Consider the following 17,071-nt stretch of genomic DNA (forward strand, 5'->3'; position numbering starts at 1 on the left):
CGGTGCCTGAGCTCCCCGAGGTCGAGGTGGTGCGTCGGGGTCTCGACGCCCACGCCGTCGGCCGCACGATCGAGTCGGTCACCGTGCACCACCCGCGGGCGGTGCGTCGTCACCTCCCCGGCGCCGAGGACCTCGCGGGCGTGCTCGCCGGGACACGCATCGCCGCCGCGCGGCGACGCGGCAAATACCTCTGGCTCGACATCGACACCTCCGCGTCGTCGCGTGACGCGGTCGACCCGCTGACCGATGCCGCCCCCGACGTCGCCCTGGTCATCCACCTCGGGATGAGCGGCCAGATGCTCGTCTGTGACCCCGCGACCCCCGACCCCACACACCTGCGGGTGCGGGCGGCCCTCGGCGACGGCAGGGAACTGCGATTTGTCGACCAACGGACGTTCGGTGGCTGGTTCCTCGACACCCACACCGACACCGACACCGGGGTCGGCATCCCGTCGACGATCGCCCACATCGGACCCGATCCGTTCGACCCCGCCTTCGATCCGCGTGCCGTGGTGTCCACCTGGCGCGGTCGGCACACCGAGATCAAGCGAGCGCTGCTCGACCAGACCGTGGTCAGCGGCATCGGCAACATCTACGCCGACGAGGCGCTGTGGCGCGCCAGGCTCCACGGCGCGCGACCGACCGACGAGATCGGACCGCGCAAGCTGGGCGACCTCCTCGCCGCGGCGACCGAGGTGATGGAGCAGGCACTGGAGTCGGGTGGGACATCGTTCGATTCCCTCTACGTCAACGTCAACGGCCAGTCGGGGTACTTCGAGCGGTCGCTCAACGCCTACGGGCGCGAGGGACAACCCTGTCGGCGGTGCGGACGCATCATGCGCCGCGAACAGTTCATGAACCGCAGCTCGTTCAGCTGCCCGAAGTGCCAGGTGCGTCCCCGCGGCGCCTGAGCCCGCACGCCGACAAGAACTTAGCGAACCGAACCATAGCGCAGAGGCGCCATCACCCGCCGTAGGGATCTCGTAAAGACACCAGGTCGCGGCGTCGGAAGTCCGTTAACGCCACCGGATCCGGGGGATCGGATGGGACACGATCGGGCTCGTGGATCGGACCACGTCGAGTCCGGTCCCTGGAGTTCGACAGGAGATCGCGTGACCGACTTCGTCTTCGTGCTCACCATCATCGGGTTGTTCCTGGCCTGTGCACTGGTGCTGCGCGCCGTGTCGGGGCGGATGTCGCGATGACCGCCTCGGGGACGGTCAACGTCATCCTGCTCGTCGCCGCGGTGGTGGTGGCGCTGTATCTGCTCGTCGCACTGGTCTTCCCGGAGAGGTTCTGACACACGTGAACCCCGCACTCGCCGCCGCCTTCCAGGTCGGCGTCGTCATCGCTGTCCTCGCCCTGGTGTACGTCCCCCTGGGCGACCACATGGCCCGCGTCTTCACCGGCGCGCGTGACCTCGCCGTCGAACGCGTCTTCTACCGCGTGGTGCGCGTGGACGCCGGCCGACAGCAGACCTGGGTCGGCTATGCCGCCGCGCTCCTCGGCTTCTCGTTGGTCGGTGTGCTCTTCCTCTATGTGCTGCAACGCATCCAGGGACATCTGCCGATGTCGGGTGGTCGTCCCGGGGTACCGGGGGCGATGGCGTTCAACACTGCGGTGTCGTTCGTCACCAACACCAACTGGCAGTCGTATTCGCCCGAGGTCGTGATGGGCAACCTGACCCAGGCCGGCGGCCTGGCCGTGCAGAACTTCCTCTCGGCCGCCGTCGGTCTCGCGGTCGCGATCGCTCTCGTGCGCGGCATCATCGCCCGCACCACCACCGGCGAGATCGGCAACTTCTGGGTCGACCTCGTACGCGGTGTCGTCCGGATCCTGTTGCCGCTGTCGGTGTTGTTCGCGATCCTGCTCGTCGCCCAGGGTGTGGTGCAGTCGTTCCAGTCGGGTTTCGACTTCACCGGACTCGGCGGCGGCAGCGGTCACGCGGTGGTCGGTCCGTTCGCCTCGCAGGAGGCGATCAAGGAACTGGGCACCAACGGCGGCGGCTCGCTCGCCACGAACTCCGCGCACCCGTTCGAGAACCCGACGCCGCTGACGAACATCGCCCAGATCATCGCGATCCTCGTCATCCCGGTGTGCCTCACGCGGACCTACGCCACCATGGTCGCCGATCGCCGTCAGGGTTTCACCATCCTCGGTGTGATGGCGGCGTTGTTCGCCCTCATCCTCGCCGTCACCTGGTTCTTCGAGGAACGCACGAGTGGTGTCGCGGCGGGCGCGGCCGGCGCGATGATGGAGGGCAAGGAGCAACGTTTCGGCATCCCGGCCTCGGTCCTCTACGCGGTCGCGACCACCGGGACCTCGACCGGCGCCGTCAACGCCCAACACGACAGCTTCTCCGCGGCGAGCGGCGGCGCCGTGATCTGGAACATGCTGCTCGGTGAGGTCGCCCCCGGCGGCGTCGGGACCGGTCTCTACGGCATCCTCGTGCTGGCCATCATCGCGGTCTTCGTCGGCGGTCTGCTCGTCGGACGCACCCCGGAGTTCCTGGGCAAGAAGATCGGTCAGCGCGAGATCACGATGGCCGCTCTGTCTATCCTCGTGATGCCCGCTCTCGTGCTCATCGGAACGGCGATCACCGCGATCCTGCCGTCGACCACCGGTTTCCAGGGCAACAGCGGTGACCCCGGCACGCCCGGATCGATCCACGGTTTCTCCGAGGTGCTCTACGCCTACGCCTCGGCCGCCAACAACAACGGCAGCGCCTTCGGCGGCCTCACGGTCACCAGCGACTGGTTCCAGGTGTCGCTGGGGGTGTGCATGCTGTTCGGGCGATTCCTGCCGATCATCTTCACCCTCGCCCTCGCCGGTCTCCTCGCGAAGCAGAAGCCCAAACCCGCCTCGACGGCGACCCTGCCCACCCACGGACTGCTGTACGGCGGCCTCGTGACCGGCACCGTGCTCCTCGTCGCCGGCCTCACCTTCTTCCCCGCCCTTGCCCTGGGGCCCATCGCGGAGGCACTCGCATGACCATCACCGATCCCGGTCCCGACACCGCGGCCGCACCCGAGGTGTCCGACGACATGGCCGGCAGCGGGGCGTTCTCGCCCGCGCAGCTCCTCCGATCGCTGCCCGACGCGGTGCGCAAGCTCACCCCGCGCGAACAGGCCCGCAACCCCGTCATGTTCGTGGTCTTCCTCGGGGCCATCGCGACCACCGCGCTCGCGATCCACCAACCGTCGTGGTTCTCGTGGGCCATCGCGTTCTGGCTCTGGTTCACGTCACTGTTCGCGAACCTCGCCGAGGCCGTCGCGGAGGGGCGCGGCAAGGCCCAGGCCGCCAGCCTGCGGAAGGTCAAGCGCGACACCATGGCCCGACGTCTCACGGCCGACGGCTCGATCACCGAGGTCCCCGGGTCGGATCTCACCGTCGGCGACCGGATCGTCGTCGAGGCGGGTGAGGTGATCGCCGGTGACGGCGATGTCGTCGAGGGCATCGCCACCGTCGACGAGTCGGCGATCACCGGTGAATCGGCCCCGGTGATCCGCGAATCCGGCGGCGACCGGTGCGCCGTCACCGGGGGAACGGTGGTCCTGTCGGACCGCATCGTCGTCGAGATCACCACCATGCCCGGCGAGTCGTTCGTGGACCGGATGATCGCCCTCGTCGAGGGCGCGTCACGGAAGAAGACACCGAACGAGATCGCGCTGGACATCCTGCTCGCGAGCCTCACCGTGATCTTCCTGCTCGCGGTCGTCGCCATCGGACCCATGCAGCAGTACGCGGGCTCGACGCCCGATCCGGTGAAGCTCATCGCGCTCCTCGTCTGCCTCATCCCGACCACCATCGGTGCCCTGCTGTCGTCGATCGGCATCGCGGGCATGGACCGGCTCGTCCAACGCAACGTGCTCGCGATGTCGGGGCGCGCGGTGGAGGCGGCCGGTGACATCGACACACTGTTGATGGACAAGACCGGCACCATCACCTTCGGCAACCGCCGGGCCACCGCCCTCGTCCCGGCGCCCGGTGTGGCGATCGGCGACATCGCCGGTGCGGCATGTCGTTCGAGTCTGGGCGACGACACCCCTGAAGGCCGCAGCATCATCGACCTGTGTCGCGACCGCTACGGCGTGGACGTCGACACCCTCCGGCCCGCACCGGGTGCCGCCACGATCGTCGCCTTCACCGCCCAGACCCGCATGAGCGGTCTCGATCTCCCCGACGAGGGGGACCTGCACATCCGCAAGGGCGCCGCCGACGCGGTGGTGCGGTGGGCCCGCGAGGGCGGCACGGCCGTCGACGAGGCGGTCACCTCCGCGGTGGATCAGATCGCGGCCGGCGGTGGCACGCCGCTGCTGGTGGCCGACCGGACCGGATCGGAACCGGTACGGGTCCTCGGTGTGATCGCCCTGTCCGACGTGGTGAAACCCGGTATGGCCGAACGGTTCGCGCAGCTGCGTGCCATGGGCATCAAGACGGTGATGGTCACCGGCGACAACCCGCGCACCGCCGCGGCGATCGCCGCCGAGGCCGGTGTCGACGACTACATCGCCGAGGCCACCCCCGAGGACAAGCTCGCGCTGATCAAGACCGAGCAGACCGGCGGACGGCTGGTCGCGATGACCGGCGACGGCACCAACGACGCGCCGGCGCTGGCCCAGGCCGACGTGGGCCTGGCGATGAACACCGGGACCTCGGCGGCCAAGGAGGCCGGGAACATGGTCGATCTCGACTCCGACCCGACCAAACTCATCGACGTCGTCGCGATCGGCAAGCAGTTGCTCATCACCCGCGGAGCACTCACCACGTTCTCCCTCGCCAACGATCTCGCCAAGTACTTCGCGATCCTGCCCGCCCTGTTCAGTGGCATCTACCCGCAACTCGACTCGCTCAACGTGATGCGTCTGCACTCGGCACAGTCGGCGATCGTCTCGGCGGTCATCTTCAACGCGCTCATCATCGTCGCGTTGATCCCGCTGTCGCTCAAAGGTGTCCGGTACCGACCGAGTTCCGCCTCGACGTTGCTCGGACGCAACCTGGCTGTCTACGGCGTCGGCGGTGTCGTGTCACCGTTCGTGGGCATCTGGCTGATCGATCTCGTCATCCGCTTTCTCCCGGGAATGGGGTAGCACCACATGCTCGTCATACGCAATGTCGCGCGCCAGTCGCTCGTCGGCCTCGCCGTCCTCATCGGTCTGACCCTTGTGCTGGGGGTGGCCTATCCCGCTGCGGTGTGGGGGATCTCGCGCCTGACCACGAATTCGGCCGAGGGGTCGCAGGTCGCCGACTCCCGGGGGTGCGTTGTCGGGTCGCGCCTCCTCGGGGTGGACGTCGCGGTGCCTGCGGGGACCCCCGATCCGTATCTGCACTCGCGGGTGGTCGGGTCGGCCGACGACCCGTTCGCCCCCGGTGACCCGTCGGCGTCGGCGGCGAGCCAGCAGGGACCGAACAGCGAACTGCTCGCGAAGAACATCGCGGCACGCCGTGCGGCGATCGCGACCCGCGAGGGCATCGCCCCGGCGCAGGTCCCGGTCGATGCGGTGACCGGTTCGGGCTCCGGGCTCGATCCCGACATCAGCGAGTCGTACGCGGCGCTGCAGGTGCCCCGGATCGCCCGCGTGCGCAACATGACGCCACAGCAGGTGCAGGCCGTCGTCGACGCGCACACCTCCGATCGTCAACTCGGGTTCCTGGGCCAGTCCCGCGTCCATGTGCTCGAGGTCAACATCGCGTTGGGCGCCACGGCTCCGAAGTGCGGGTAGCGGCCGGTGGCGGCGTCCGACGATGATCGTGTGGTGACTACCGGACCCGAGAGCGCCGAGCGGCGCGGCACCCTGCAGATCTTCCTGGGATGCGCGCCCGGTGTGGGCAAGACCTACGAGATGCTGGCCCAGGCCGCGACCCTGGCCGCGGAGGGCGCCGACGTGGTCGCCGCGGTGGTCGAGACCCACGGGCGGACGGGGACCGCGCGGATGCTCGAGGGCATCGAGGTCATCCCGACGGTGACGGTCGAGTATCGGGGCACCATCCTGACCGAGCTCGACCTCGAGGCCGTGTTGGCCCGTGCCCCCGACGTGGTGCTGGTCGACGAACTGGCGCACAGCAACGCCCCCGGGAGCCGCAACGCCAAGCGGTGGGAGGACATCCGCGACATCGTCGACGCCGGCATCTCCGTGCTCTCCACGGTCAACATCCAACATCTGGAGAGCCTCAACGACGTCGTCGCCCAGATCACCGGCGTCGCCCAGCGCGAGACGGTCCCCGACGAGATCGTGCGGGCCGCCGACGCGGTCGAGCTCGTCGACATCGCGCCCGAGGCGCTGCGGCGTCGCCTCGCCGCGGGCAAGGTCTACCCGGGCGAACGCATCCAGGGCGCACTGGTCAACTACTTCCGGCAGGGCAACCTCACGGCACTGAGGGAACTCGCGCTGCTGTGGCTCGCCGACCGGGTCGACGACTCCCTCGCCGACTACCGCGCCGAACACGCCATCACCGACACCTGGGAGACCCGCGAACGCGTGGTCGTCGCGGTCACCGGCGGTCCCGAATCGGCGACACTGCTGCGGCGCGCCTCACGCATCGCCTCGCGGTCGAGCGCGGAGCTGATCGCGGTGCACGTGGTCCGCGGCGACGGCCTCCTCGACAGGCTCTCCGGCGAGATGCCCTCGCTCACCGAGCTGGCGGCAGGTTTCGGCGCCCGGATCCACACGGCGGTCGGCGATTCCATCCCCGAGACACTCCTCGACTTCGCCCGCGGCGTGAACGCCACCCAGCTGGTGATGGGGACCTCGCGTCGGTCCCGCTGGCAACGACTCCTCGACGAGGGGACCGGGGCGACCGTGGTGCGGATGTCGGGGAAGATCGACGTCCACATGGTCACCCATGAACAGGCGCGCCGACGCAACCGGCTCGACATCCGCGAGACCCGACTGCACCGACCGCTGAGCTGGGTGTTGGCGGTGGTGGTCCCGTGCGTCGCGGCCGCGGCGATCTTCGGCCTCGACCGGTGGCTGGGGTTCGCCAGCGAGACCGCCATCTTCTTCGTGGTGGTCCTGGCGATCTCGATGCTCGGTGGTGTCGGGCCGGCGTCGCTCACCGCGATCACCTCGGGGCTCCTGCTCAACTTCTTCTTCACCGCACCCCGCTACACCTTCACCATCGACAGCGTGGAGAACCTGTCGACGATCGTGGTGATGCTGCTGATCGCGATCGCCGTTGCCGTGCTGGTCGATTCGGCGACGGTACGACGGCGGGAGGCCACCCGCGCGGCGCGGGAGGCCGAGCTGCTCGCGATGTTCGCCGGCGCCGTTCTGCGCGGACAGGGCCTCGACACCCTCCTCGATCTGGTGCGGACCACCTTCGATCAGCGGTCGGTGTCGGTGGTGCGGATCGACGACGGCGCGTCGGCCCCGGTGGTCACCGACGCCGTCGGCGACGACCCGGCCACCGCCCCCGCGCAGGCCGACACCGTCTGCACCGTGCCCTCGGGGCCGTATGCGTTGCTGTTGCGCGGACCCGTCGTCACCGGCCGTGACCGTCGGGTGCTGACCGCTGTCGCGTCGCAGGCCGCCGCGGCGGTGGAACGGCGCCAGCTCGCCGAGGAGGCCTCGAACGCCAAGGCGCTCAGCGAGACCGACCGGTTACGGCGCGCACTGCTCTCGGCGGTGAGCCACGATCTGCGGACCCCGTTGGCCGCGGTGAAGGCGGCGGCGTCGAGTCTGCGCAGCACCGACGTGTCGTTCTCGGCCGAGGACACCGCCGAACTGCTGGCGACGATCGAGGAGTCGACCGATCACCTCACCGCCCTGGTGGGCAACCTGCTCGACTCCTCGCGCCTGGCCGCCGGGGTGGTGCGGCCGCAGATGAAGTTCGTCTACCTCACCGAGGTCGTCGGGCGCGTCCTGGTGGGGATGTCGGCGTACGACACCCGCCAGCTCGCCAGGGTGCGACTCGAACTCGGTGACACGCTGGTCTACGCCGATCCCGTCCTGCTGGAACGGGTGTTGGCCAACCTCATCGACAACGGTCTGCGCCACAGCGGCCACGGCCACGGTGACACCGACGGCGTCGAGGGGGAGGTGACCGTGTGCGCCGAGGTGGTCGCCGACGGACCCGACGAGCGCATCGGCACCTCGACCGCGGTCACAGATCCCGACGCCCCGACCCGCGTGCGGATCCGCGTGATCGACCACGGGGCGGGCATCGCCCCCGCCGACCGGGAACAGATGTTCGCGGCGTTCCATCGCGTCGGCGATCAGAACGCGAGTTCGGGTGTGGGGCTGGGTTTGTCGGTGGCACAGGGTTTCACCGAGGCGATGGACGGTCGACTCGAGGCGATCGACACCGACGGTGGGGGACTGACACTCGTCGTCGACCTGCCCGGAGCGCCGGGTGACCCGGACCTCTCCGACGACCGCCGTCTCGCCCGCGGAGCCCAGGGGGGCCACTGATGTCACCACTGCAGCCGGTCGAACACACACGGGTCCTCGTCGTCGACGACGAACCGCAGATCCTGCGCGCACTGCGCATCAACCTCAACGCACGGGGTTTCGACGTGACGACCGCGTCGACCGGTGCCGGCGCCCTGCGCGCGGCCGCCCAGACCAACCCCCAGGTGGTGATCCTGGATCTGGGGCTCCCCGACATCGACGGCTTCGAGGTCCTCGAGGGTCTGCGTGGATGGACGACGGTCCCGGTGATCGTCCTCTCGGCGCGCACCGATTCCGGCGACAAGGTGCAGGCGCTCGACGCCGGCGCCGACGACTACGTGACCAAACCGTTCGGGATGGAGGAGCTGCTGGCCCGACTGCGGGCGGCGGTCCGGCGGGCGACCGCCCCCGCCCCCGGGCTGGAGGAGCCCGTCGTCGACGCCGGATCGTTCGTCGTGGACCTGCGCGCCAAACTCGTCACCAGGAACGGGACCGACGTCCACCTCACCCCGACCGAGTGGGGTGTGTTGGAGATGCTCGTGCGCAACGAGGGCAAGCTCGTGGGACAACGCGAACTGCTCCACGAGGTGTGGGGTCCCTCCTACGACTCGCAGACCCACTATCTCCGTGTGTATCTCGCCGGCCTGCGACGCAAACTGGAACCCGACCCCACCCACCCACGCCACCTCATCACCGAGGCAGGGATGGGGTACCGCTTCGTCCGGTGACAGCGGCCCGCGGTGCGCCACCGGATCGGAATGTGTGGAGCCGCGGGGGTGTTCAATGCTGCTATGACCACCGCTGATCCCACCTCCGCCCCCACGACGCTCTGGGTCGAGCGCACCGGCACGCGTCGATACACCGGACACAGCTCGCGCGGTGCGCAGGTGCTCGTCGGGTCCGAGGACGTCGAGGGCGTGTTCACCCCGGGTGAACTGCTGAAGATCGCGCTCGCCGCGTGTACCGGGATGAGCTCGGATGCACCTCTGGCCCGGAGACTCGGCGACGACTACGCCGCCACCGTGCGGGTCGCCGGTGCCGCCGACCGCGACGCGGAGGTCTACCCGCGGCTCGACGAGGAACTCGACATCGACCTGTCCGGGCTCGACGCCGACACTGCGCAGCGACTGCTGACCGTGGTGGCGCGAGCGGTCGACGCCTCGTGCACCGTGGGCCGCACCCTCAAGGCGGGCACCGAGGTGTCGTTGACCCTGCCGACACCGTGACCGGCGAGGCGCGCGACACCGACACGGTCCGGCTCACTGCCTGGGTGCACGGGCGTGTCCAGGGCGTCGGCTTCCGCTGGTGGACCCGGAGCCGTGCCCTCGAGCTCGGGTTGGTCGGTCACGCCACCAATCAGCCCGACGGGCGGGTGCTCGTGGTCGCCGAGGGGCCACGCGCGGCGGTGGGCGAACTCCTCGCGCTGCTGCGCGGCGACACCACGCCCGGCCGGGTCGATCTGGTGGTCGACGACCTCGGGCCCGCCGTGGGCGGACTGGACGGTTTCGCCGAACGGTGAGCCGAACCGGCACGTGAGGCGGAGGTTTCGCCCAGGTGGCCGGGCGGCGACGACTGGGATGTCCACCGGTGGTGTGCGACGTGGGTAATCTCTACCGTCGTGCACCTCAAGAGCCTGACGCTGAAGGGATTCAAGTCCTTCGCGTCGGCCACCACCCTGCGTTTCGAACCGGGGATCACCTGTGTCGTCGGACCGAACGGATCGGGTAAGTCCAACGTCGTCGACGCGCTGACCTGGGTGATGGGGGAGCAGGGGGCCAAGGCGCTGCGCGGCGGCAAGATGGAGGACGTCATCTTCGCCGGCACCTCTGGGCGTCCGCCGCTCGGGCGCGCCGAGGTCACCCTCACCATCGACAACTCCGACGGCGCCCTGCCGATCGACTACTCCGAGGTCTCGGTCACGCGCCGCATGTTCCGCGACGGCGCTGGCGAGTACGAGATCAACGGCAGCACGTGTCGCCTGATGGACGTGCAGGAACTGCTCAGCGACTCCGGAATCGGCCGGGAGATGCACGTCATCGTGGGCCAGGGACGACTCTCGGCCATCCTCGAATCACGCCCCGAGGATCGTCGCGCCTTCATCGAGGAGGCCGCCGGCGTCCTCAAGCACCGCAAGCGCAAAGAGAAGGCCGTCCGCAAGCTCGAGTCGATGCAGGCGAACCTCGCCCGTCTGACCGATCTCACCGACGAACTGCGTCGACAGCTCAAGCCGTTGGGTCGTCAGGCCGAGGTCGCCCGGCGCGCCCAGACCGTGCAGGCCGACCTGCGTGACGCGCGCCTGCGTCTGGCCGCCGACGACCTGGTGACCCTTCGCGCCGCGATGGCCGAGCAGACCGCCACCGAGAGCCTGATCCGGGAGAACTCCGACCGCGTCGCCGCCGACCTCGACCGCGCCACCGCCGAGATGACCGAGCTGGAGACCCAGGTCGCCGCCATCGCCCCCGCCGCGCAGCAGGCCGCCGCCGCGTGGTTCCGGCTCTCGGCACTGGCCGAGCGGGTCGATGCCACCCGGCGCGTCGCCTCCGAGCGGGTACGCCACCTCGCCGAACCCGTCGTTGCGGCCGCCACCGGTCGCGATCCCGACGAGCTCGATGCACAGGCCGCCGCCGCAGCCGAGGAGGAGGAGATCCGCGCCCACGCGGTCACCGAGGCCGACGACGCACTGCAGGCCACCCGCGCCGCCCTCGCCGCGGCGGAATCGATTGCCGCGCAGGCCGACAGAGCCCACCTGGCCGCGGTGCGCGCGGTCGCCGACCGGCGCGAGGGACTGGTGCGCCTCGAGGGTCAGGTCACCAACCTCGCCACCCGCGCGGAATCGACCGACGCCGAGGCGGCTCGCCTGTCGGCCGCGATCGTCGACGCCGACCGTCGTGCCGACGAAGCGCAGGCCGAACTCGACACCGTCGCGGCGACCGTCGGCGACCTCGACGCGACCGAGCGCGGCCTCGACGAACACCACGAACGCACCGTCGTCGCGCTGAACCACGCCAACGAACGCGTCGCGGAACTGCAGGCCGCCGAACGCGCCGCCGAACAGCGGGTCGCGTCGCTCACCGCCCGCATCGAGGCCCTGTCGACGAACCTGACACGCAAGGACGGTGGCGCCTGGCTGCTGTCGAACGACGTTCGTGGACTGCAGGGTTCGGTGGTCGACCTCGTGAAGGTCGCGCCCGGTTACGAGGCCGCGATCGCGGCTGCGCTCGGCCCCGCCGCCGACGCTGTCGCCGCCGACGACACCGACGCCGCCCGCGCGGCGCTCGCCACCCTGAAGGACGCCGATGCCGGCCGGGCCGCGTTGCTGCTCGGTGGGTTGACCGCGCCGCGGCGCCAGGGCCCCTCGCTGCCCGGCGGAGCGCGGTGGGCCGCCGAGGTCGTGACCGCGCCGGAGCAGCTGCGCGGCGCCGTCGATCTCCTGCTCGCCGACACCGTCGTCGCCGACAGCGACACCGTCGCCGCCGACGTGGCCGCCCGCGCCCGCGAGACCGGCGACCGCCTGCACGTGGTGACCCTCGACGGCGACGTGCTCGGGCCGGGGTGGATCAGCGGCGGCTCCGATCGTCGCCCCTCCACCCTGGAGCTGCAGGCCGACATCGACTCCGCCAAAGCCGATCTCGTGATCACCGCGCATCAGGGTGAGGAGATCGCCGCGGCGTTGTCGGGTGCTCTCGGCGAGCAGGAGGCCCGTCGGCAGTCCGCCGACGACGCACTGGTGGCGCTGCATGAATCCGATGCGGCCGTGGGCGCGGTGTACGAGCAGCTGGCACGCCTGGGGCAGACCGTGCGCGCGGCCCGCGAGGAGTCCGCCCGACTCGCCGCGCAGCGCAGCGCCATCGAATCCGGACGCACCACCGCCCTGGCCGAACTCGCCGAGATGGAGGAGCGGCTGCGCGCGGCGCAGGTCGACCCGGACGATGAGGAGAGCGATCTCGACACCGACGGTGAACGGGTGGCCGCGGCCGGTGCGGTCGCCGAGGCGCGGACCGCCGAGACCGAGGCGCGGCTGGCGTTGCGCACCGCCGAAGAACGCCTCGCGTCGGTGCGGGGCCGAGCCGACTCCCTGCGTCGTGCGGCCGAATCCGAACGCGACGCCCGCGCCCGCGCCGAACGACAGAACCGCGCCCGGGCCCACGCGGCCGCGGTGGCGCAGGTGGTGGTGACCGCCGCCGACGACATCATCGCCCGCCTGGGTGGTGCGGTCGCCGACGCGCAGCGGACCCGCGACGGTCTCGAGACCGCACGCACTGAACGGGCGGCGCTGCTCGACACCGCTCGGCGACAGGTCGCCGAGCTCACCGGCGAACTGAACCGGCTCCGCGACCGACTCCACGCCGACGAGGTCGCCGGCGCCCAGGCGTCGCTGCGGGTGGAACAGCTCGAGGAGCAGATCGTCTCGACGCATGCGATCGGTCTCGACGATCTGCTCGCCGAGTACGGCCCCGATGTGGAGCTGCCGCCCACCGAGCTCGAGATGACTGAGTACCGGCAGGCGGTCGAGCGTGGGGAGATCGTGGTGGCGCCGGCGCCCATGCGGTTCGACCGCGCGGCGCAGGAGGCGCGGGCCAAGCGTGCCCAGAAGGACCTCACCACGCTGGGCAAGGTCAACCCACTCGCCCTCGAGGAGTTCGCGGCCCTCGAGGAGCGCTACACCTTCCTCTCCACCCAACTCGAGGACGTGCGCAGCGCACGCCGCGACCTCCTCGACGTCGTCGACGACGTCGACGCGAAGATCCTGCAGGTGTTCACCGAGGCCTACGCCGACGTCGAGCGCGAGTTCGTCGAGGTGTTCAAGACCCTGTTCCCCGGTGGTGACGGACGCCTGGTGCTCACCGATCCCACCGACATGCTCACCACGGGTATCGAGGTGGAGGCGCGCCCGCCGGGCAAGAAGGTCAAGCGGCTCTCACTGCTCTCCGGCGGCGAGAAGTCGCTGACCGCGGTGGCCATGCTCGTCGCGATCTTCCGGGCCCGGCCCTCGCCGTTCTATGTGATGGACGAGGTGGAGGCCGCCCTCGACGACACGAACCTGCGACGCCTCATCCGACTGTTCGAACAGCTCCGGGAACGGTCGCAGCTCATCGTGATCACCCACCAGAAGCCGACGATGGAGATCGCCGACGCGCTGTACGGGGTGAGCATGCAGGGCGACGGCATCACGACCGTCATCTCCCAGCGGCTTCGCGGGGTCGACGTCACCGGTGCCGGCGGACGGTGATCGGTTCCGGCCGCAGGCTCGGCAGCTGACACAATGTTCGGGTGAACACCGAACTCATCATCGGCATCGTCGTCGGCGTGATCGTCGCGATCGGTGTGGTCGCGCTGATCGGCGTCGTGATCTCCCGTCGACGCCGGATCTCGTTGCGAGACGGCACCTCCACCGACACGCCGACCCGCGAGGTCGATCGCTCGGGCGGGTATCAGGCGGGCGGCGGTTTCACCTTCAGTCAGGGCGGCGGCACCGGTCTCGCCGATCCGCCCGAACCGGTCACACCCCAGCCCGCGACGCCTCCATCGGTGACGCCACCGGCCACCACCTACGAGCGCACCGAGACCGACGGCCAGCCCGGTGTCGGCGACGACGCGTCGGTCCCGCGTGACTCACCGCAGCGGGGGATGACCAACGTCTCCCTGCCCGACCTCGACATACCTGGATCGGACACACCTGGATCGGACATCTCCGATGTCGAGACGTCCGACCCCGCGCCTGTCCCCGACGAGATCGACACCGCCGACGCCTCGGCACTCGCCGCGCCGCCGCCGCTCGACGTCATCGAGCCGGTCGACGGTCGGCTGCACCGTCTGCGGGGTCGGCTCGCCCGCTCGCAGGGCACCCTCGGCAAGGGCGTGCTGGGTCTGCTCGGCGGCGGCGACCTCGACGAGGACTCCTGGGAGGAGATCGAGGACACCCTGATCTCGGCCGACCTCGGCAGCGCCACCACCGCCCGCGTCGTCGACGCGTTGCGCACCGGCCTCGCGACGTCGTCGGTCCGTACCGCCGCGGAGGTCCGCGCGCTGCTGCGGTCGGTGCTGATGGCCGAGCTGATGCCCGACCTCGACCGCTCGATCCGGGCACTGCCGCATGCGAACGTGCCCGCGGTGCTGCTCGTGGTCGGTGTCAACGGCACCGGCAAGACCACCACCGTCGGCAAGCTCGCACGGGTGCTCGTAGCCGACGGTCGTCGCGTCCTCCTGGGCGCTGCCGACACGTTCCGTGCCGCTGCGGCCGATCAGTTGCAGACGTGGGGAGAGCGCGTCGGGGCGCAGACCGTCCGGGGGCGCGAGGGTGCCGATCCGGCGTCGGTCGCGTTCGACGCGGTCGCCACCGGTGTCGCCGACGGCGTCGACGTCGTGGTGGTCGACACCGCGGGCCGGCTGCACACCAAGACGGGCCTGATGGACGAGCTCGGCAAGGTCAAGCGTGTCATCGAGAAGAAGACCGCGGTCGACGAGGTGCTGCTGGTCCTCGACGCGACCACGGGTCAGAACGGGATGATGCAGGCGAAGGTGTTCGCCGAGGTCGTCTCGATCACCGGTGTCGTGCTGACCAAGCTCGACGGCACGGCCAAGGGAGGCATCGTCTTCCACGTGCAGCACGAACTCGGGGTGCCGGTGAAACTCGTCGGACTCGGTGAGGGGGCCGACGACCTGGCGCCGTTCGAGCCGGGTGCGTTCGTCGACGCCCTGCTCGGCTGAGCCCTCACCGGCGTCCGTTTTGCCCGATCGGGCCAGTCGCTTGCCTCGGCTCACGACTTCCTGAACTGGGCCGATACATACCCGAAATATCCGGCGCCGATCCGTTCACGTCCGGGAAACATGCAGTAGCCATCACCGAAACATCCGGATAGGAAAGTTCTCCCAGATCGAAGCCGCGGCCTCATGTCGTGGTGGTGAAAATCGAGGAGGAATAGGGTGGCTTACCCCGCAATGGGTGTCCCGGATACCGGAGACACCGCCTGGATGCTCGCGAGCGCAGCGCTCGTGTTGCTGATGACCCCAGGTCTGGCGTTCTTCTACGGCGGCATGGTGCGCGCCAAGAACGTCCTCAACATGATCATGATGAGCGTCATCGCGATGGGCATCGTGACCGTGCTCTGGGTGCTCTACGGTTTCTCCTTCGCCTTCGGCGACGACAAGGGGAACCTCATCGGCGACCCGGGGCAGTACCTCGGGCTCAAGGGTGTCATCAGCGGCAACGGCGCGGCCGCGGTCGCCGCCGACCCCGCCACCGGGACCGCGGCATCCGACGCGGTGAACATCCCCCTCTTCGGCACCCTGCCGTTGTCGGTGTTCGTGGTGTTCCAGCTCATGTTCGCCATCATCACGGTCGCGCTCATCTCCGGCGCCGTCGCCGACCGCATGAAGTTCAGCGCCTGGGCCGCGTTCACCGTCCTCTGGTCGACGATCGTGTACTTCCCCGTCGCGCACTGGGTGTTCGCGTTCGACGGATACACCGGTGAGACCGGCGGCTGGATCGCCAACAAGCTCAAGGCGATCGACTTCGCCGGCGGTACCGCGGTCCACATCAACGCCGGTGTCGCGGGTCTCGTCCTCGCGATCATCCTCGGCAAGCGCCGCGGCTGGCCCGGCACCCCGATGCGCCCGCACAACCTGCCGTTCGTGATGCTCGGCGCCGGTCTACTGTGGTTCGGCTGGTACGGCTTCAACGCCGGTTCGGCCACCGCGTCGAACGGTGTCGCGGGCTCGACCTTCCTCACCACCACCGTCGCCACCGCAGCGGCCATGCTCGCCTGGCTCGTCGTCGAGGTCATCCGCGACGGCCACGCCACGTCGCTCGGCGGCGCGTCGGGTGTGGTCGCCGGTCTGGTCGCCATCACCCCGTCGTGTTCCTCGGTCAACGTCCTCGGCGCACTGGTCATCGGCGTCGTCGCCGGCGCGATCTGTGCCCTCGCGGTCGGGCTGAAGTACAAGTTCGGCTTCGACGACTCACTCGACGTCGTCGGAGTCCACCTCGTCGGTGGCCTCATCGGAACGCTGCTGGTCGGACTGGTCGCCACCCACCAGGCCCCGGCTGCGGTCGACGGCCTGTTCTACGGCGGCGGATTCGATCAGCTGTGGCGTCAAGCGGTGGGCGCGTTCGCCGTGCTCGCATACTCCGCCATCGCAACTGCCATAATCGCCCTGATCATCAAATTCACCATCGGACTCCGTATCGACCCCGAGGGTGAAGCCGAAGGCGCCGACGAATCGCAGCACGCAGAGTCGGCCTACGACTTCGCCTCGCTCGGTGGCAGCTCCGGTACCAGTGCATTCAGCCAGAGCGGCGTCGCTCTCGGCAAGGAGGGATGAATCAGTGAAACTGATCACAGCAATCGTCAAGCCGTTCACGCTCGAAGACGTCAAGACCGGACTCGAGCAGGCCGGAGTCCTGGGTATGACGGTCAGCGAGGTGCAGGGCTACGGCCGCCAGAAGGGCCACACCGAGGTGTACCGCGGTGCGGAGTATTCGGTCGATTTCGTGCCGAAGGTCCGCGTGGAGGTCGTCGTCGACGACGCCGCCGTGGACAAGGTCGTCGACGTGATCGTCGAGGCCGCACGCACCGGCAAGATCGGTGACGGCAAGGTCTGGGTCTCGCCGGTCGACTCGGTGGTGCGTGTGCGCACCGGCGAGCGTGGCGGCGACGCGCTGTAGAGGTCCACGTACACCT

The 17,071-nt window shown here is 69.8% G+C and carries 13 protein-coding genes; all 13 read left to right on the forward strand.

Translation table 11 applies throughout. The features are described 5' to 3' along the window. Positions 1-2 precede the first annotated feature (2 nt). Complete coding sequence (gene mutM, locus ACLBW1_RS17475) at positions 3-911, forward strand: bifunctional DNA-formamidopyrimidine glycosylase/DNA-(apurinic or apyrimidinic site) lyase (protein WP_447813091.1); 909 nt, start codon at positions 3-5, stop codon at positions 909-911. Between the two features lie 290 nt (positions 912-1,201). Further along, the gene (locus ACLBW1_RS17480; protein WP_447813092.1) at positions 1,202-1,300 is read left to right on the forward strand and encodes a potassium-transporting ATPase subunit F; all 99 of its coding nucleotides are present in this window, start codon (positions 1,202-1,204) and stop codon (positions 1,298-1,300) included. A 5-nt stretch (positions 1,301-1,305) separates the two neighbouring features. Continuing rightward, positions 1,306-2,991 (forward strand): potassium-transporting ATPase subunit KdpA, encoded by a 1,686-nt coding sequence (kdpA, locus tag ACLBW1_RS17485; protein WP_447813093.1) that lies wholly within the window; start codon positions 1,306-1,308, stop codon positions 2,989-2,991. Next, a complete protein-coding gene (gene kdpB, locus ACLBW1_RS17490; protein ID WP_447813094.1) occupies positions 2,988-5,090 on the forward strand; it encodes a potassium-transporting ATPase subunit KdpB in 2,103 nt (700 codons plus the stop codon). The genes kdpA and kdpB overlap by 4 nt, the downstream gene beginning before the upstream one ends. Positions 5,091-5,096: 6 nt before the next feature. Then, positions 5,097-5,723: a potassium-transporting ATPase subunit C gene (locus ACLBW1_RS17495; RefSeq protein WP_447813095.1), complete on the forward strand. Its 627-nt coding sequence runs from the start codon at positions 5,097-5,099 to the stop codon at positions 5,721-5,723. Between the two features lie 33 nt (positions 5,724-5,756). Beyond that, positions 5,757-8,411, forward strand: coding sequence for a DUF4118 domain-containing protein (locus ACLBW1_RS17500; RefSeq protein ID WP_447813096.1), 2,655 nt, complete (start codon positions 5,757-5,759; stop codon positions 8,409-8,411). Further along, positions 8,411-9,118 (forward strand): response regulator, encoded by a 708-nt coding sequence (locus tag ACLBW1_RS17505; RefSeq protein WP_447813097.1) that lies wholly within the window; start codon positions 8,411-8,413, stop codon positions 9,116-9,118. Before ACLBW1_RS17500 ends, ACLBW1_RS17505 begins: the two co-directional genes overlap by 1 nt. A gap of 63 nt (positions 9,119-9,181) precedes the next feature. Then, positions 9,182-9,616: an OsmC family protein gene (locus ACLBW1_RS17510; protein ID WP_447813098.1), complete on the forward strand. Its 435-nt coding sequence runs from the start codon at positions 9,182-9,184 to the stop codon at positions 9,614-9,616. Then, a complete protein-coding gene (locus ACLBW1_RS17515) occupies positions 9,613-9,909 on the forward strand; it encodes an acylphosphatase (RefSeq protein ID WP_447813099.1) in 297 nt (98 codons plus the stop codon). Before ACLBW1_RS17510 ends, ACLBW1_RS17515 begins: the two co-directional genes overlap by 4 nt. Positions 9,910-10,008: 99 nt before the next feature. Then, the gene (gene smc / locus ACLBW1_RS17520) at positions 10,009-13,620 is read left to right on the forward strand and encodes a chromosome segregation protein SMC (protein ID WP_447813100.1); all 3,612 of its coding nucleotides are present in this window, start codon (positions 10,009-10,011) and stop codon (positions 13,618-13,620) included. Positions 13,621-13,661: 41 nt separating this feature from the next. Continuing rightward, entirely contained in the window at positions 13,662-15,098 is a 1,437-nt protein-coding gene (gene ftsY, locus ACLBW1_RS17525) for a signal recognition particle-docking protein FtsY (RefSeq protein ID WP_447813101.1), read from the forward strand. A 231-nt stretch (positions 15,099-15,329) separates the two neighbouring features. Beyond that, positions 15,330-16,712 carry an ammonium transporter gene (locus ACLBW1_RS17530; RefSeq protein ID WP_447813601.1) on the forward strand — a complete coding sequence of 461 codons (1,383 nt, stop codon included), beginning with the start codon at positions 15,330-15,332 and terminating at the stop codon, positions 16,710-16,712. A gap of 4 nt (positions 16,713-16,716) precedes the next feature. Continuing rightward, positions 16,717-17,055 carry a P-II family nitrogen regulator gene (locus ACLBW1_RS17535; protein ID WP_045822416.1) on the forward strand — a complete coding sequence of 113 codons (339 nt, stop codon included), beginning with the start codon at positions 16,717-16,719 and terminating at the stop codon, positions 17,053-17,055. Positions 17,056-17,071 lie beyond the last annotated feature (16 nt).

Source organism: Williamsia sp. M5A3_1d (assembly GCF_053345315.1).